Annotated in this window: 14 protein-coding genes, 1 tRNA gene and 1 pseudogene; 4 read left to right on the forward strand and 12 right to left on the reverse strand. The window is 59.0% G+C overall.

Annotation, left to right across the window (positions count from 1 at the left end; genetic code table 11):
• Positions 1–48 precede the first annotated feature (48 nt).
• From VWZ87_RS16280 to VWZ87_RS16290, 3 genes are all read left to right on the forward strand, one after another.
• The gene (locus VWZ87_RS16280) at positions 49–963 is read left to right on the forward strand and encodes a sugar kinase (protein ID WP_416535578.1); all 915 of its coding nucleotides are present in this window, start codon (positions 49–51) and stop codon (positions 961–963) included.
• The gene (locus VWZ87_RS16285; RefSeq protein ID WP_416535579.1) at positions 960–1,355 is read left to right on the forward strand and encodes a RidA family protein; all 396 of its coding nucleotides are present in this window, start codon (positions 960–962) and stop codon (positions 1,353–1,355) included. Before VWZ87_RS16280 ends, VWZ87_RS16285 begins: the two co-directional genes overlap by 4 nt.
• A gap of 194 nt (positions 1,356–1,549) precedes the next feature.
• The gene (locus VWZ87_RS16290; RefSeq protein ID WP_416535580.1) at positions 1,550–2,581 is read left to right on the forward strand and encodes a LacI family DNA-binding transcriptional regulator; all 1,032 of its coding nucleotides are present in this window, start codon (positions 1,550–1,552) and stop codon (positions 2,579–2,581) included.
• On the opposite strand, the gene VWZ87_RS16295 is transcribed toward VWZ87_RS16290, so the two are convergent.
• The 8 genes from VWZ87_RS16295 to VWZ87_RS16330 all read right to left on the reverse strand — a co-directional run bounded on the left by VWZ87_RS16295 (position 2,576) and on the right by VWZ87_RS16330 (position 10,766).
• Positions 2,576–3,496, reverse strand: coding sequence for a hypothetical protein (locus VWZ87_RS16295; protein WP_416535581.1), 921 nt, complete (start codon positions 3,494–3,496; stop codon positions 2,576–2,578). The two genes, VWZ87_RS16290 and VWZ87_RS16295, sit on opposite strands and share 6 nt — an antisense overlap.
• 50 nt (positions 3,497–3,546) lie before the next feature.
• Positions 3,547–4,512, reverse strand: coding sequence for an ABC transporter permease (locus VWZ87_RS16300; protein WP_416535582.1), 966 nt, complete (start codon positions 4,510–4,512; stop codon positions 3,547–3,549).
• Complete coding sequence (locus VWZ87_RS16305; protein ID WP_416535583.1) at positions 4,509–6,020, reverse strand: sugar ABC transporter ATP-binding protein; 1,512 nt, start codon at positions 6,018–6,020, stop codon at positions 4,509–4,511. Before VWZ87_RS16305 ends, VWZ87_RS16300 begins: the two co-directional genes overlap by 4 nt.
• Positions 6,021–6,087: 67 nt before the next feature.
• Positions 6,088–7,053, reverse strand: a complete 966-nt coding sequence (locus tag VWZ87_RS16310; RefSeq protein WP_340546634.1) for a substrate-binding domain-containing protein — start codon at positions 7,051–7,053, stop codon at positions 6,088–6,090.
• A 47-nt stretch (positions 7,054–7,100) separates the two neighbouring features.
• Positions 7,101–8,129, reverse strand: coding sequence for a carbohydrate kinase family protein (locus VWZ87_RS16315; RefSeq protein WP_416535584.1), 1,029 nt, complete (start codon positions 8,127–8,129; stop codon positions 7,101–7,103).
• A complete protein-coding gene (locus tag VWZ87_RS16320) occupies positions 8,126–8,743 on the reverse strand; it encodes a D-lyxose/D-mannose family sugar isomerase (RefSeq protein WP_416535585.1) in 618 nt (205 codons plus the stop codon). The genes VWZ87_RS16315 and VWZ87_RS16320 overlap by 4 nt, the downstream gene beginning before the upstream one ends.
• Positions 8,744–8,787: 44 nt before the next feature.
• Entirely contained in the window at positions 8,788–9,939 is a 1,152-nt protein-coding gene (locus VWZ87_RS16325; RefSeq protein ID WP_416535586.1) for a Gfo/Idh/MocA family protein, read from the reverse strand.
• A complete protein-coding gene (locus VWZ87_RS16330) occupies positions 9,936–10,766 on the reverse strand; it encodes a class I fructose-bisphosphate aldolase (protein ID WP_416535587.1) in 831 nt (276 codons plus the stop codon). The genes VWZ87_RS16325 and VWZ87_RS16330 overlap by 4 nt, the downstream gene beginning before the upstream one ends.
• 317 nt (positions 10,767–11,083) lie before the next feature.
• On the opposite strand from VWZ87_RS16330, the pseudogene VWZ87_RS16335 reads away from it, so the two are divergent.
• Positions 11,084–11,486, forward strand: a pseudogene (locus tag VWZ87_RS16335) (IS5/IS1182 family transposase); the annotation flags it as partial.
• Between the two features lie 230 nt (positions 11,487–11,716).
• On the opposite strand, the gene VWZ87_RS16340 reads toward VWZ87_RS16335, so the two are convergent.
• From VWZ87_RS16340 to VWZ87_RS16355, 4 genes are all read right to left on the reverse strand, one after another.
• Entirely contained in the window at positions 11,717–12,904 is a 1,188-nt protein-coding gene (locus VWZ87_RS16340; RefSeq protein ID WP_416535588.1) for a multidrug effflux MFS transporter, read from the reverse strand.
• A 630-nt stretch (positions 12,905–13,534) separates the two neighbouring features.
• Positions 13,535–13,611 (reverse strand) — tRNA-Arg (locus tag VWZ87_RS16345).
• Positions 13,612–13,731: 120 nt separating this feature from the next.
• Entirely contained in the window at positions 13,732–15,120 is a 1,389-nt protein-coding gene (locus VWZ87_RS16350) for a sensor histidine kinase (protein WP_340546628.1), read from the reverse strand.
• 16 nt (positions 15,121–15,136) lie between these two features.
• Positions 15,137–16,558 carry a dihydrolipoyl dehydrogenase family protein gene (locus tag VWZ87_RS16355; RefSeq protein ID WP_416535589.1) on the reverse strand — a complete coding sequence of 474 codons (1,422 nt, stop codon included), beginning with the start codon at positions 16,556–16,558 and terminating at the stop codon, positions 15,137–15,139.

The raw sequence follows: 16,558 nt of genomic DNA on the forward strand, positions 1-16,558 counted from the left end.
ATACATCGAATACCCGGCTCCGCCGGGCCCTGATCTGCGAGGTGGAAAATGACTGATCTTGTCTGCCTCGGCGAACCCCTCATCGAGTTCAATCAAAAACCCGACGGGCAGCTAGTAATGGGATATGGCGGCGATGTCTCGAATGTTGCAATCGCGGCGGCGAGACAGGGCACGGCAACCTCCCTGATATCGCGCCTCGGCGATGATCGCTTTGGCCAGGCGCTGCAGGAGCTTTGGCACCGCGAGCATGTCGATAGCAGCCTGATCTCGACAGTCGCAGACGGGGAAACCGGCCTCTACTTCGTGTTCCACGACGACCTGGGGCATCATTTTCTATATCGGCGACGGCACTCCGCCGCCAGCAGGATGACCCCCGACGACCTGCCAACACATGCCATCGGCACCGCTAGGATATTCTACGCCTCAGGGATCAATCTCGGCATCAGCAGCACCATGTGCGCCACAACCTATCACGCCGTCAGGACCGCGCGTGCGTCAAACGTGACCACGGCATTTGATCCAAACCTGCGGACTGCGCTTTGGTCACTGGAGGAGGCACGCGCCGTGACACATGATCTGATGCGCCACGTCGATATTGCGCTTCCCGGACTTGATGACGCCCGCCAGCTCACCGGACGTCAAAGCCCCGACGAGATCATCCGGTTCTATCACAACCTCGGCGCGCGCATCGTTGCTCTGACATTGGGTCGCGACGGCGTGGCGGTATCGGAAAATCAGGGGGTCACATTTGTTCCGGGGGCGGTTGTGGAATCGGTCGATGCAACCGGCGCCGGTGATTGTTTCAACGGCATATTCCTGTCCGAGCTTCTGCGTCATGGCGACAGCGTCAGAGCCGCAGAACATGCGAACCTCGGCGCTGCATTGTCCACCACCGGCTACGGGGCGGTTGCGCCGATCCCGCACAGACCAACACTGCAATCAAAAGAAGGACGTCCGACATGACCCGCAAAACAATCGAGCGCATCGGCAATGCCAGAACCGGCGCCGGGGGGCAGCCGCTACCATTTTCCCCCGCCGTGCGCGCAGGCGATCTGGTGTTCATCTCAGGCCAGGTTGCGATGAAGGAAAACGGCGAGATCGAAGCAGGCGGCATCGAAAGCCAGACCCGCAGGACTATGGAGAACCTGATCGCAGCCCTCGCCCTGGCAGATTGCACCTTGGAAGATGTTGCCAAAATCGGCGTCTGGCTCGATGACCCGCGTGATTTCTGGACCTTCAACCGTGTCTATGCCAGCTATTTCCCAAACGGCGGACCGGCGCGGTCCACAGTGCGCTCACAGATCATGGTGGACGCCAAGGTCGAGATCGACGCCATCGCCTATAAACCCCTCTAGGACAAGCCAGCTTCAAACGAGAACCGTTCCTTCGGGATCGGCACACTCCTCACCTGCCAGAAATGCACCCAAAAAATCGCATGCAATACCGACCAGTATCAGAGGCAATACCAGGTCACGAAGCAGGTTTTGACAGCTGGTCTAAACTGTCGCGGTCACTTAAACTCGGTGCACAACTGACAAGGTGATTTCCTGTGCCGTCAAAGCCTCCAAAACAACAGCCGGCAAGCGTAAAAGATGTTGCGAGACTGTCGGGAACATCGCTTGGAACGGTGTCGCGTGTTCTGAACAGAAGCGCCTCGGTGAGCGACAAGACGCGCGCGCAGGTTGAGAAGGCGATTGCAGAGCTGGGGTATGAACCAAACGCTGGCGCACGTCAGATGCGCAGCGGTCGCAGCGGGCTGGTCGGCGTCCTGCTGCCGAGCCTTGATGTCCCCTTCTTTGGCATTCTGGCGCAGGCGCTTGAGCAAGCCTTGTTTCAAAACGGCTACCACTGCCTGATCTGCAATACCGAGGAGAATGAAGAGAATGAAAAACGATATATCTCGACCCTCATTGGCCAGAAAGTGGATGGCATAATCGCAGCGTCGGTTGCAACGAACCAGAATTTCACGCGGCTGTCAGATCAGAATATTCCAATTATCGCCGTTGACCGTTCTCCCGACGAGATCGCGGTGAATCTGGTATCTGTTGACCACCGGGAAGGTGGGCGTCTGATGGCAGAGTATTTGTTGCGCCTTGGGCATCGGAACATTGGTGTCATTGGCGCGCCCACCCATTCAAGACCCATCACCCTGCGCCTGGAGGGGATCAAAGAGGCGTTGACGGCTCAGGGGCTTGAACCGGTCAGCGTGTCTCTTGGCGAAGAGCATAGCTTTGATACCTGTTTCGCCCTGGCGCGGGACGTGCTGGCGAAAAACCGACCAACCGCCCTGATTGGGACAACCGATATCGCGGCAATCGGCGCGATCCATGCCGCGCATGAACGCGGTCTGAAAATGCCTCAGGACATTTCTGTGATCGGGTTCGACAACCTGCCACAAAGCGCCCATATTTTTCCGACCCTGACCACCGTAAATCAGCCGATTTCATTGCTGGGAGAGCTGGCCGCAAAAACGCTTCTGAACCGGATCAACCCGGAGCGTTTCGCGAAACCGGATCTTTCAGCTCTAAGCTTGCAGATCGTCGAACGTGACAGCACCGGACCCGCACCCAAGACCCTATAGCGCGGCGATGGATATGCTGTACCGGGTGTCAAATGGGCTATCCGGCGTCAGCATGCGCGACGTTTGCACACCGGTTTTTGTCAGGGGATTTTCTGTCGCTGAAATCGAGCATCCCAAATCAAATGCGGAACAAACGGGTTCGACCCCAAGCGCCCAATGGCGGCCGTTCCACGGTGGCGCGTTTCGCCCTCCATTGCTGATCCACAGCATGAGCGAGGGAAAGGCCTCTGCATCCCAATCAAGTGTGACGCGATAATCTTCGGCGCGGTTCTCCAGCGCGAAGGTCCCGTCGGTGCCGCTCAGGAGCAAAAGCGTCTCGGACCGGTCAGGATAGGGCAGCGCCACTGGATCAAACCCGAACCCTGTTAGATCTTCCAACCGGAACGGCGCGGGGCGTGAAATACCGGGGGGGCCGCCGGTATCACCGGGGTAGCAAAACGCCTGCTTATAGCGCCCGGGACACAGACGCGCCTGTCCGGTGGCCGCTGGCAGACGAAAGACCGGATGCAACCCAATTGGCAGGCAGGCCTTGCGGCGCATATGGATGCCAAGAGCGATGTCTACCGCAGCCTTGCCGCTCACCCCGCTCACCCGCCGTGTCAGGTGATGGATTGGATCGGTCCCCGGATAGGCGATGTCTGCACGCACCGCCTGCGGGCCATCGGGTGTTATGCGCCAGTCGTGATTGGCGGCATACCCGTGCGGCCATGGATCAGGCATGCGGGAGAGACCGGCCCAATCCCCGGCCAGAGGGCCCTGTGGCGCCATGCCAAAGGGAACACAGGGCCACTCTCCTTGCAGCCCGGCAAGCAGCAGCGGCACACCATTGGGCAACACCTCACCCAGCCAGGGTGCTTTATGCAAAGGCGCAATGCGGCGACCGTCCGGGAGGTCAAACTCAAGGTCGGTCAGCATCGCACCACATCGGGTAAGACGCGCACGCCCTTTATCCCAGTTGAGCCAAGTCACTTTCGGTCGATGAAGAAGTTGATGAAGACCGCGCCAAGGATCAGACCGCCTTTGATCACTTGCTGCACATAGGGGTTGAAACCCCACAGCGTCATCGCGTTCAGCAGTACGCCCAGAAACAGCACACCGATGAATGCGCCCCAGATCGTCCCCTTGCCGCCGAACAGGCTGATGCCACCAATGATCACGGCCGAGATCACCTCAAGCTCCAGCCCGCGTGCAATGGTCGGATTGCCGGCATTGACCAGCGACGAATAGATAATACCTCCGGTTGCAGCAAAGACACTGGTCATCATCAGGCAGATGGTCTTGGTGCGCCAGACATTGATGCCCGACAGGCGCGCGGCCTCCATATTGCCACCGACCGCATAGATCGACCGGCCCAGCGCCGTGAAATTCGAGATGGTAAAGGTGATGGCAAAGGCAATCGCCAGCAGGAAAACCGGAACCGGAACACCCCAGAAACGGCCTGACCCGATGACGTAATACCAGCTTGGAAAGCTCGAAATCGGGACGCCATTGGTGATCAGGTTGGCCAAGCCCGCAAGGGTTGCCATCATCGCCAGAGACGTGATGAAGGTCGGCACCTGAACCAATTGCCGCAGTTTGCCCGACATGAACCCGACCGAGGCCGCAAACAGCAGCGTCCCGGCAAAGGCGGCAATGACGGTCCAGGTGGCAGGTTCAATGGCGTTTCCGGCCAGCTTCTCGACGATCCAGGCGGTCAGACAGGCGGACACGGCCACCATGGAGCCGACGCTCAGGTCAATTTCTCCGACAATGATCACCAGAGCCATACCAAAGGCAATCATCCCCGGGACGGCAATATTCCTCAGGATATTCAGCTGGTTGTTCAGGGTGAAAAAGCCCTGCGCCGTTGTCGCAACGATCACGTACAAGACCAGGAGGATCATCAGCATCGAATTCCGACGCAGATGGGAAATGAACTTGTCGTGCGTCATGGATCGCTCTCCTGTTGGGTTGTGGGTGCCGCCATGCAAGCTGCATAGATATCCTTGGCATCAAGGCCTTCGTTGATGAATTCTTCGGCGATACGACCATCCCGCAGCACAAGAATCCGATCGCAGCATTCGGTCAGATCCTCCAATTCGGTCGAAACAACGATCGAGCTCAGACCCTCGCGCGCCTTTTCCCAGATGAGTTCATAGATCTGGCGTTTCGCCTGCACATCGACGCCGCGCGCGGGTTCGTCAAACAACAGAATGTCGGGCGTGTTGTTCATCCAGTTCCCGACAACGATTTTCTGTTGGTTCCCGCCGGAAAGAGAAGAGACCGGTAACATCGGATCGCCGGCCTTGATGTGAAGCCCCGCAATCTGGCGGTCGACAAACGGCTTTTCTGTACGGTGACTGACCCAGCCTTTGGGTGCGATCCGATCCAGTCCGGCAAGACACAGGTTGGCATGTGAGGACAAGAGCTGCACAAGGCCGGAATGCTTGCGATCCTCGGAGGTGTAGCCAATGCCCAGCGCCTTCATCGTCGGGATATCGGGCCGCGCCACGACCTGGCCGTTCACGGTGATCTCGCCCTGATCCGGCACGATGGCCCCGAACAGGCAGTGCAACAACTCGGTTCGTCCCGATCCGAGCATTCCGGCAATGCCAAGAACCTCGCCCGGGTAAAGATCAAAGCTCACGTCGTCGAAATGGGATGCGAGTGCAAGATGCCGCGCGCTCAGCACCGGTGTTTCCCGCGTTATCGTCTTGGTCGGGCGCTGGAGAGGCGGAAGATCGCCAAACATCATATCAAGGATGACGGCCGGGGTGGCCTCCCTGATCGGCACCGAATCCACGAATTTTCCGTCCCGGATCGCTGTGACTGTATCCGCGATCTGATCCAGTTCAGACAGCCGGTGCGTAATATAGATGACGGTAACACCAAGCTCGCGCAGCCGACGCACCAGAGTAAAGAGTTGCCGAACTTCTGCCTGCGCCAGCGCAGAGGTGGGTTCATCCAGTTGCAGGACTTTGGGTCGAAAACTCATCGCTTTGACGATTTCGACCATTTGTTGCTGACCAACCGAAAGATCCGCAACGCGGGTTTGCGGCGCGATGTCCAGCCCACCAATCTCTTTGAACAGGTCGCTGGCATCACGACGCAACCGCGCCCAATCAATCAGGCCAGAGCGTTTGCGCGGTAGCCGACCAAGGAAGATATTCTCTTCGACCGACAATTCAGGGACTAGACTGAGTTCCTGATAAACGGTGGCGATACCGGCCCTCTGCGCTTCACGCGGATTGGAAAACCGTGTCTCGACAGTTCCAATACGGATCGACCCAGAGGTCGGCTGGATCGCTCCTGACATCATCTTGACGAAGGTGCTCTTGCCAGAACCGTTCTTGCCAATCAGCGCGTGGACCTGCCCGGCTGTGAACTCGTGTACAAATCCGTCAAGTGCCTTGACCGATCCGTAGTGCTTGGTGAGCTGATAAAGGATCAGATTTGACACGGGTTACCTGCCTTTGCCTGTGATGATCAGTGAAACAGGGGGCCAACACGGCCCCCTGCCATTGATTCTACTGAATGCTTTCCAGGAACGCGGTGACGCCATCCGCGTCGGTCCTGCTCAGAAGCATTGCCGGCACAGTGGTTTGTGCCTCGACTTCTTCGCCTGCAAGAATGGCAAGGGCGGCTTCGGCACCCATGGCACCCATCTGGAGCGGCGCCTGAGCAGTCACCGCCTGCAGAACATTGTCGCCCGCCAAAAGACCCCGACCCAGCTGTTCCGATCCGTCGATGCCAAAGACAAAGACCTCACCGGCACGACCCGCGTTGCGCACCGCCTGCATCGCCCCCACGGTGCCGCCTTCGTTTGCCGCGTAGATGACATTGACCTCAGGGTGGGCGGTCAGAATATCGGTGGCCACAGTAACTGCGGCTTCTGGCATCCAGGCGTCCTGCTCGGCCACGATCTCGATGGAATTGCCTTCAGCGACAGCATCCTTGAAACCGCCTGTCCGGTCGCCAGACTGTTCCGGCAAGAGCGACGAGAACGCCAGAATGGCGACATTTGCTTTGCCACCAAGGCTATCACTTACAAAGCTGGCGGCGGCAGCGCCGGTGGATGCCCCAAGATCACGGTTGGCCGTTGAGAAGGTCGCATGTGCAATGCTGGCATCCTCAAGGCCGCCGTTCAGGGCAACCACAACAATACCGCCGTCACGTGCGCGCTGCAAAGCAGGGCCCGAATTCGCGGCCGAAAGTGGCGCAATCACGATCGCATCGACGCCGCGCGAAATGTAGGTATCAATGGCCTGAATTTCACGCGCCTGATCGCCGTCGATATTAATTTCCAGTACTTCTGCGCCCGCCGCTTCGGCGGTTTCGCGCACACCCGTTTGCAGGAACTGCATGAACTGGTCGCCCTGAAACACGATGCTGGCAATTACCGGGGCGTCCTGTGCGGTCGCACCGAGCGGCAGCATTGCCGTCATTGCTGCGGTCGTCAGTGCCAAAAAGCTACGTCTGGGGATGATAGTCATTGTCTTTTCCTCCTCTAAAGACAGTTTTGACATCACATGAAGCTGGTTCATGTCGTGATGCCTTTTGTCTGCCGATCCAGTTGATCGGTCAGTTGGTTCAGATTCGGGATGGCTTCGGTGGCTGTGACCCCGCGCAAGGAGGCCCTTGCGATGGCATGGCCCAGTTCCAGGGCACGCTGCGGTGTCCAGCCTTCATGAAGCGCATACAAAATTCCGGCACAAAAGGCATCGCCTGCGCCCAAGGGGCTTGCGACCAGTTCACGCGGCAAGGGCACGACCGGGACGTGTGCGACCTGCCCATCAACCCCGATCCAGAGCGCCATTTGCTGGCAGTGAACGACCACGGCCCGCCGGACCCCGTCTTTGATCAGCGCCTTTGCCATGTCGATCATGTCCTGCATATTCGGCGTCTGACTGGCGACAGGTGGAGTCTGGCCACTCGCGCGGGCCAATTCGATTTCGTTCAATATCAGATAGTCGATTTGTCGAATTGTCGCCGCGACGATCTTCGAGAAATCCGGGCGATCAACCGAAGCAAGATCAACGCAGGTGGTCATACCTGCGGCGCGGGCACGGGAGAGCACCCTCGCCGCAGGCGTGCTGCCATCATCCGTGATCCGATCCAGATCGGCCAACAGGGTCAGGTAGCCCAGATAGAAAATGCGCGCTTTATGGCTTTCAAAAACGCCCGTCGGGAAATCTTGATCAGACAGCACGTCATTGGAGCCGCCCTGATAGAAGAACGTGCGCGATCTTCCGGTAACAGACATGACGTGAGTATGTGCCGTCGCGGTGTCTGGTTTTTCCGTGATCAGATGCGTTGGAAGACCCAGTTCATGACAGTGCGCCTTGATAAATTTCCCGAAGTCATCCTGACCGATGGCGCCCATCGGCCAAAGCGGTAGCCCGGTTTCAAGCTTGGTCAGCGCCGTCACAACATTGGCCGCACCGCCACCCACGCCCTTGTCTTGCCCGTCGATGCGAACCAGATCGCTCTCAGCGGGCCAATGCGCAATCTCGTGTACGAGATCCACGATCCAGTTGCCCGCACAAATGATGCCTTCGCGCGTGGTCACGGGGTCGACCCCACTTCATTCCACAAGGGATGCACGGGTTGGGCATCTTCCGTTATGGAAGAAAACCGCCCCAGAGGCTCCAGAAAATAGTTGTCCGATCCGTCATCATTGACCTGAGACACTTCACCGCCCAGCACCATGCCGCTGCCTGGGCGCGCATAGAAGCGGTGATAAAGACCACATGGAATCGTGACACTTGATCCGGGTTTCAGGCACAGTGGTTCGTCCGGGTCCAGCCGGTGGACAAAGCCGTCACAGCGCAGAACAATTGGATCGTCGACACCGTCAGGCTGGCGGAACTCGATCATCAAATCCCCGCCGCCACGGTTGATGATGTCCTCCAGCTTAATCTTGTGGGTGTGAAACGGAGTTTCCTGCCCTTCCCCGACGAACAACAGCTTTTCAGCGTAGGGCAGACTTGTCGCGTCAGACTGGATACCGTTGCGCAGGCAGAACAACACCAGACCGCGCCGCGCAAAATCGCCCGAGCCGAAATCCGTCACATCCCAGCCCATCTGATGAAGCTGCAACCAGTCGCCCAAGTCGGGATTGGCTGCAATTTCTGCGACATCCCAATCTGCCCATGCCGGCAACGACCAGCGAAACGCCTGCAATAGGTCCTTGGCGGCGCGGATGGCCTGATTGATCTCGGAGCGCTTCACGTTTCCGCCCCGTAGTCGACAGTGACGACCCTGCGTTCGGTGCCTGCCTTCAGGGCTGCGGTCAGCACGGCGTGGTGGTCGGCCGCTTCTGCGGGTGTTGCGCAATGAAATCCACGCGCATCGCCTCCGGCCAGCTCATCCAGAAAGGCGGCCCACATCTGTTGCAGGGCGTCCGGGAAACCAAATTCGAAAATGGCCCCCGTTATGGCCGGGAACAGGGTCTGAAATCCGATGTCCTGCACCTGCCAGACCTGATCCCCGCCGCTATAGTCCATCCACTGCCACTGGCGCGGGTTCTTGGTGGTGAAATAGGTGCTTCTTTTGGTCCCAAGAACGCGCAGGCTCCAGCTGTTGGAATCTCCGGGCGATATACGCCAGGTTTTCAGCACCAGAGGAAAGCCGCCCCCAGCATCCTCGACATGGCCAGTGATGGTGGCGTTGTCCCATGTCTCGCAGGGTACGGTCCCCCCCTTGCCATCCGGACGGGTCCGAAACCGGTTGACCAACGACGCCGATACATGGGTCGGGCGCCACCCCAGTCGCAAGGGCACATGCAGCACATGCATGCCAAGATCGCCCATGCAGCCGTAGGCGCCATTTACCTCAACCATGCGTTTCCAGTTGATCGGCTTGTCCGGGTCAAGGTCCGAGGAATGCAGGAACGCGGCCTCAACTTCGATGATTTCTCCCAGATCACCGGATCGCACAAGATTGATGACCTTTTGCGCACCGGGATAGAACGGCATCTCGGATGAACACCGCACCATCACATCAGGATGCGCATCAATCGCCGCCTGAATACGGGCGTTTGCGGCCCCATCCATACCAAACGGTTTTTCGCCGAACAGGTGTTTCCCGGCAGCCATGATCTGCGGATAAACCTGATCATGCAGCACATGCGGCAGCGCGCAATAGATCGCCTCGACCTCTGGATTATCGAGCATCTCTCGGTAGTCGGTTGTCTTTTGCGTCACGCTGGACAGATTGTGCGAAAACCAATCCATCAGGTCCGTGTTCGTGTCGCACACCGCGACAATCTCTGGCCGCGCTTTTGTTTCGGTCAGATGCAGCCAGCGGGCGGCAGTCGAGGCAAACTCGCGCCCCATAAGCCCGCAGCCAATGACGCCGAATTTGACGACGCGGCTCACGCGATCATCCCCAGGGCATTAGCCACGGAGGCGCCGTCATGCACCACCGCCATCAGCGCTTTGGTCATGCCTGCCGGGTCGTCGTGATGGATCACATTGCGGCCATAAACGATACCGCGGGCGCCCTGTTTCATCAAAGCTTCGGTCCGTGTCAGAATCTCCTTGTCAGAGACCTTGCCGCCACCGCGCACCAACACGGGTACGTCCTGGGCAATCTCAATCACACGGTGATACTGGGAAACATCGTCGCAAGGATCGGCCTTGATGATGTCCGCGCCCAGTTCCACGGCCTGACGCACCAAAGGCAGGATCTTTGCCAGATCGCCATCCACCATGTAACCACCACCGGCCTTGGCGTTGTCTTGCATCACCAGCGGCTCCACCATCAGCGGCATCCCTGCCAGATCGCAGGCGCGCTTCAACCGGTTGATGTTCTGAATGCAGGCCTGATGCACTTCGGGCTGACCGGGCAGCATGAGCAGATTCACCACCACACAGGCCGCATCGAGGGCCACAGCTTGCTCAACCGGGTCGGCTATCACTTCTGAAAACAGCGACCGTGGCAACGGATTGCCATAAACATTGGCAATGTCGGTCCGCAACACCAGCGCCGGACGGTCCTTGCCGGGGATTGCCTGCAGGATCGGCGCCGTCCCCGGTGGCAGCTGAATGGCATCCGGTGCCGCGCTCGCCACAATCGTGATCGCGGCCTGCATGTTCTCAATCCCGCCAAGGAAGGCGCTTTCATTGAACATGCCGTGGTCGATTGCCACGTCAAAGCAATTTCCCGAAACACCGAACAGTCTGTTCATACGTGCGGATTTCACCTGCGTCCCTCCTGTGGAATTTCCCTAAAAGATTATGGAAACGTTTCCAAATAAAAGGTTCGTTCTTCATCAATATCTTGTCAACAAATTTCTTCGCGAATTTTTTATGTTCTAAAACATACGGTTATAGGCGCACGGAGTGGAGCCCCCCGAGATCCTCGTACTAGATCTTCGGTTCATGACTGCGAAATGCAGGGCAGTTCGCCCAGCGCGTTAGCACGCTCGAAAGGGTGTCGGCCCGTGATAGGCCTGTCTTCATCGCTTTTCGAAAGTGCCGCCGCCGCGAGCAAAAAATCGTCAGCCAAATGCTGGCAGGCGATCGACAGATCGCCCCGCACATCTCGTGCTTCGACAAATCTGAGCGCAGTGACTGGACCCGGACCCGAGCCGACTTCGAGTGCGACGCCGAGGACAATCAACACATCTGCCCTGAAGGGCACGAAGTGAAGCAATTCCCCCGGAACTGTTCCGATCCGAACCGCTGGCCGACCGGCAGGGGCATCGCCATATAGCAGGGTTTGGAGCACACGTGTCAGGCCGCCCATCACAGGTGCGCTGCCGCCAGAATATGGATTTCCAGTCGATCAACCGGCGAGGAACCTGAACCGGCTCCTATTACATGGGTCATGCGGCGCAAATGACGAATTTCTCCTCGCCGCAACCGCCCACAATCTCCAGAAACTGGCCACAAACTATCCTGCGCCGCAGCAACCGCAATAAGCCAGACAAGAAAGGCACTCTCGACCCTTTTCAGGGGGCGATATTCTGCACCAGAGAACCGGTCTATTTTCAGAATCGGTCCAAAGCGGCCACGCCATCAATGACTAAAATCCTGTACCGCGCCGCACTCCGCATAGGGAAACTCTGACATTCTCGAGCTCCGCCAATAGCGCCCGTTTTCAAGGACCGCTTTGTCTGCACATGGCCCGACGGCCGCTATTGTTTTGAGACTAGACCCTATTCTTACTCAACCATGCTGCCCAAATGGCAAATGCCAACGCCAGTCCCGTTGAAGCTAGCATAAGCATAAGCAGCGTTTGTGCCCCGTTCGTCTGTGATACGAGGTTGCCCGTCACTGTGGTAACAACCGCACCGCCTGCAACTATGAGAGCGCCGCTCAGCCCGGCAGCGCTTCCGGCGAGATCTGGTCGAACCGACATCGCACCGGCATTGCATCCCGGCATGGTCATGCCGTTCCCTAAACCAACGAAGATCGTGCTCGCAAAGAAAATCTCCGCTGACATGATCTCCGATGCGAGCAACAGCAAACCGCCCACAATACCACTACACGCCATGACCCGGCCCGCAATCATCATGGTTGTTGGTTCGAAGTGTTTTCCAACCCGACCGGCCAAGAACCCGCCGATCATGAAGCCAACTGTGATGGTCCCGATATAGAATCCAAGTCCAGCGGTTGTGACATTGAAAGCGGACTGCGCAACAAGAGGTGCGCCTGTCAGAAAGATGTAGAATGCGCCGACAGAAAGCGCACCACAGAGTGCATAAGCCCAGAACAGGAGCTCACGGATAAGCATCATCGTGCCAGGTGCCGGAGTGCTGGCATCTGTTGCCCTTTGAGGCCTCGTTTCTCCGAGGTCGAACCAGCAAAGCAGCAGTAATCCGAAGCCCGCTACAGCATAGAAACCAAAGACGGACCGCCACCCAAATAAGGTGTCCAACACCCCTCCCAGCATGGGGCCGACCATTGGAGCAATCGCCATCGCCATTCCGATATAGCCGATCAGGCTTACAGCCTCCCGCGCCGTTCTCGTATCCCTAACGATCGCGAGAGAAAGCGCGTAACCGCCGACGATGCCGCCTTGGAGCATCCGGCAGAACAGAAAAGCCACGATGTTTGGAGCAAAAGCGCACCCCACAGAGGCGAAAGCGAAAACAAACAAAACCACCAGTAGGACCGGTCGTCTGCCGATCCGGTCTGACAAGGGCCCAACGATCAACTGAATAACTGCCGTTATTGCCAGATATCCGGACACCGCCCAGCTCACGGTACCGTAGTCGGTATTGAGATCGACAGCGATGTTAGCCAGAGCGGGTAGAAACATGTTGAGCGACATGGGCGAAAACCCAGTCAACAGGATCAATGTGATCAAATTCGGAGGTGTTCTTGCGCGGTTCATCTGATGCTCTGAGCAATAAAAACAAAAAAGCCCCCGAGAATGTCGGGGGCGCATGGAAACGGATATGGAGAACCCTATCGGACCATGCGCCTCTTGCTTGCTACATCGCTGACGAATTTGAAGGTCATGATCTCACTCCTTTGGGATCAAGCGTAGTAAGGATCGTTGACCCTGGCAACACGCAAAGCTGCCACCCATACACAGCGCAGCATCGGTCAATCCGGACTAACTGCACGCTTTCGCTGCGTCGCCCATGGCTGGCCGCCCTAGGTCTCTAAGCAAAGATCAGGGAAAAGCTGCTCTGGAGTGGTATTGCAAAGCGGCGGCCACAGCTTGCTCGGTCTTTCCAGATCGGCGCAACGCCATACCTGCAACGGTTACAGCAGAGCCTGCGAGGCCGAATTCGCGGGCGTCTTGTCCCAAGAACCTTCCCGAACGCGCAGATCGGCCCAGAGGCGTTGATGCCGATTGAGCTGCTGTTTTGTGGCCTGCCGCATGTTGGCACAATGCTGCAGCGCATATTTTGCACCAGCATGGAACGCAGGCAGTTATCGCACGTCAGGTCAATGATGTGACGGAAAAGTCAAACAGATCTGACGCTCGAAATCTGACGTCTCATAAAGAGGGAAGTGGCGGACCGAGGAGGATTCGAACCCCCGACCCCTTGATTCGTAGTCAAGTACTCTATCCAGCTGAGCTATCGGTCCACTGCGGCGGGGTTTAAGCGTAGCGGCGCGGGGGTGCAAGTCCAAAATGTCAGATTGCCGCAGGTTTTCTTCTTTTTGCGATTGGGGCGTTCCGACGCGCGGATTGCGGGCACGGCGGCGTCAAAGAGTGCCGTCGCCCTTGGGCAGACAGATATCGAATACCGTGCCCTCAGGACCGGTGTCGCGCAGGACCACCATGCCGCCATGGCCGCGGGCCAGTTCGTCGGCGATGGCAAGGCCAAGGCCGGTGCCGCCCTTGCGGATGCCGCCCTGAAACGGGGTAAAGAGATTCTCCCGCGCTTTCACCGGCAGGCCGGGGCCGGTATCGGTGACGGAGATCCACCAGGCCTCGTGATCTTCACGCGCCGACAGGGTGATCTGCCCCGGCTGACCGCTGGCCTCGATCGCCTGACGGGCATTGCGCACCAGGTTCATCACGATGCGGAACAGCTGCTCGGGATCCGCCCGCAGGCTCAGATCGACGGGCACCTCATTGCGGAAGGTGACACGCCCCTCCGCTCCGCCGGCCAGGCTCTCGCTTTCCAGGATGTCCTCCACCTGACCGTGTAGTGCAACCCGGCCAAAGGTCGGCGCCGGCTCCTCTGCCCGGCCAAAGGCCAATGTCCCCTCACAGAGCGAGACCGCGCGGGTGATCGAATTCACCAGCTTTGGCGCGAGGCGCCGCACCAGGGGGTCTTCGCTCATCTCGATACGGTCGGTGAACAGCTGCGCCGAGGTCAGGATATTGCGCAGATCATGGCTGACCTTGGCAACAGCGCCGCCCAGCTGGGCCAGCCGTTCGCGCTGTTTCAGCGCATGGGTGAGCTCGGTCTGCAACTGCATCAGCGCCTCTTCGGCCTCGCGCAGCTCACGCACACCGGCGCTGGGGTGGATGATCCCACGGGCATCCTCCGGCGCCGCCGCATAGCGCTGCATATAGCCGATGACCCCCTTGATCGGCTTCACCATGAACCGGCGCACCGCAGCAAACAGCAGAACGGCAGTAAAGATCGAGATCACCGCAGAGAGCAGCAGAATACGCAGCCCGTAATCAATCATCGCATCGCGCAGACCCTTGGTTTCAATCGTGATTTCAATCAGAAGACCAGCGTCTCGCACCGGCGCCCCAATCACCCGGATGATCTGGTTTTCCGGCGTGACCAGCCGCTGCATGGCGTGGCCGATCAGTGCAAACGGGCTGCTCATCCGCAGATCATAAGTGCCCGAAATCGGCGCCGGGATCGGTGAGGACAGCACCAGCTGGCGCACTTCGTCCCGCCGCAGAACCACGTTGAAGACACCGGCATTCTCCAAAAGCTCCGCCTCCAGCTCGGTGTCCAGCATGTCATCCGCCAATAGCGCCAGCGACGCGATCTGCGCCCGCTCCAGACGGTCGGCCAGATAATCGAGACGGAACCGGGATACGGAGGGCACAAAGATCAGGATCTCGGCCAACATCACGAAGACCGTGGTCAGGATCAGGAATCTGCCTGAAAGCGTATTGAGCATTCAGCCCCTTCCGGCGTTACGGGAGCCAGCGCTGCACAAATTGCACCACTCGTTTCACCATTGGACTATCAAAAAGCCGTGGCGAGAAATAGGCCCCTGCGACGCGTTTATTCACTTCTGAAATGGTGGGATAGGGCGCCACCATGGCCGCGACCTCACTCATCTTCAGGTTATTGGCGATGGCCATCGACCACAGCGCCACCAGCTCCCCCGCCTGATGCCCCACGACAGAGGCGCCGACCGGGCGCCCCTTGACCACCATGACCTTGATCAGGCCGGTGCTGTGACGTTCGGCCAGCGCGCGGTCGTTGTGGTGATAGTCGAACCGCGCCACCTCCATCCGGTCGCCATGTTTCTCGCGCGCCTGCGCTTCTGTGAGCCCGACCTGCGCCAGCTCGGGCGCGGTATAGGTGGCCCAGGGAATATGGCTGGTCTTGGCCTTCGACGGCAGGCCGAACAGGATCGACCGGATGATCACACTGGCATGATAGCCCGCCACATGGGTGAACTGCATCCCGCCCGCGACATCGCCAATGGCATAGACCCGGCGGTTGCTGCTGCGCAGGCTGTCGTCCACCACCACGCCCGCGCGGTTGGTCTCGACACCGGCGGCCTCCAGATTCAGCCGGTCGATATTGGCCTTGCGCCCCACCGCCATCAGGAGGTGGCTGCCGTCGAACACCCGGCCATCCTTCGCGGTGACGCGAATGCCGCCCTCCTCGGTGGAGGCGACAGTTTCCGCCTGCGCGCCTTCGGCAATCTCGACGCCCTCCTCGCGCAGCTGCTCCAGCACGATGGCCGCCAGCTCCGGGTCGTCCTTGCCCAGCGCCTTGTCGCCCTCGATCACCGTGACCTGACTGCCCAGCCGGATGTGCGCCTGCGCCATCTCCATGCCAATCGGACCACCGCCGATGATCAGCAGGTGATCGGGCCGCTCGCGCAGGTCAAACAGCGTCTCATTGGTATAATAGGGCACATCGGCCAGCCCGTCGATTGGGGGCACCAGGGGCGAGGATCCGGTGGCAATCACGATGCGCCGGGCGGTGATGCGGTGCTCCCCGGCCTCGACCACACGATCATCGACAAACCGTCCATAGGCGCGGATCACCCGCACACCAAACCCTTCGAACCGCTCCTGGCTGTCGACCGGGGCGATGGTCGCGATCACGTCCTGCACGTGGTCCTTGGCGGCGGCGTAATCCACCACCGGCAGCTGATCGGCCACACCATAGGCGCTGGCATGGGCCTGCCCATAGGCCACCTTGGCACTGGCCAGCAGCGATTTCGACGGCACGCAGCCATAGTTCAGACAGTCGCCGCCCATCTTGTGCCCTTCCAGCAGCACGACATCCGCGCCCATCTGACTTGCCCCTGCCGCAACAGAGAGACCGCCCGACCCGGCGCCGATCACAAGAAGATCGCAGGTTAGCTCTTGCAT

This window comes from Phaeobacter sp. JH20_37 (assembly GCF_048056015.1).
In the GTDB taxonomy this organism is placed as follows: domain Bacteria; phylum Pseudomonadota; class Alphaproteobacteria; order Rhodobacterales; family Rhodobacteraceae; genus Phaeobacter; species Phaeobacter bryozoorum.

What these genes read in the sequence shown, in the direction of transcription:
- VWZ87_RS16280 (WP_416535578.1), top strand. Translation starts at nt 49, where the DNA reads ATGACTGATCTTGTCTGCCTCGGCGAACCCCTCATCGAGTTCAATCAA.
- VWZ87_RS16285 (WP_416535579.1), top strand. Translation starts at nt 960, where the DNA reads ATGACCCGCAAAACAATCGAGCGCATCGGCAATGCCAGAACCGGCGCC.
- VWZ87_RS16295 (WP_416535581.1), bottom strand. Translation starts at nt 3,496, where the DNA reads ATGCTGACCGACCTTGAGTTTGACCTCCCGGACGGTCGCCGCATTGCG.
- VWZ87_RS16300 (WP_416535582.1), bottom strand. Translation starts at nt 4,512, where the DNA reads ATGACGCACGACAAGTTCATTTCCCATCTGCGTCGGAATTCGATGCTG.
- VWZ87_RS16310 (WP_340546634.1), bottom strand. Translation starts at nt 7,053, where the DNA reads ATGACTATCATCCCCAGACGTAGCTTTTTGGCACTGACGACCGCAGCA.
- VWZ87_RS16340 (WP_416535588.1), bottom strand. Translation starts at nt 12,904, where the DNA reads ATGAACCGCGCAAGAACACCTCCGAATTTGATCACATTGATCCTGTTG.
- VWZ87_RS16350 (WP_340546628.1), bottom strand. Translation starts at nt 15,120, where the DNA reads ATGCTCAATACGCTTTCAGGCAGATTCCTGATCCTGACCACGGTCTTC.
- VWZ87_RS16355 (WP_416535589.1), bottom strand. Translation starts at nt 16,558, where the DNA reads ATGCAAGAGCTAACCTGCGATCTTCTTGTGATCGGCGCCGGGTCGGGC.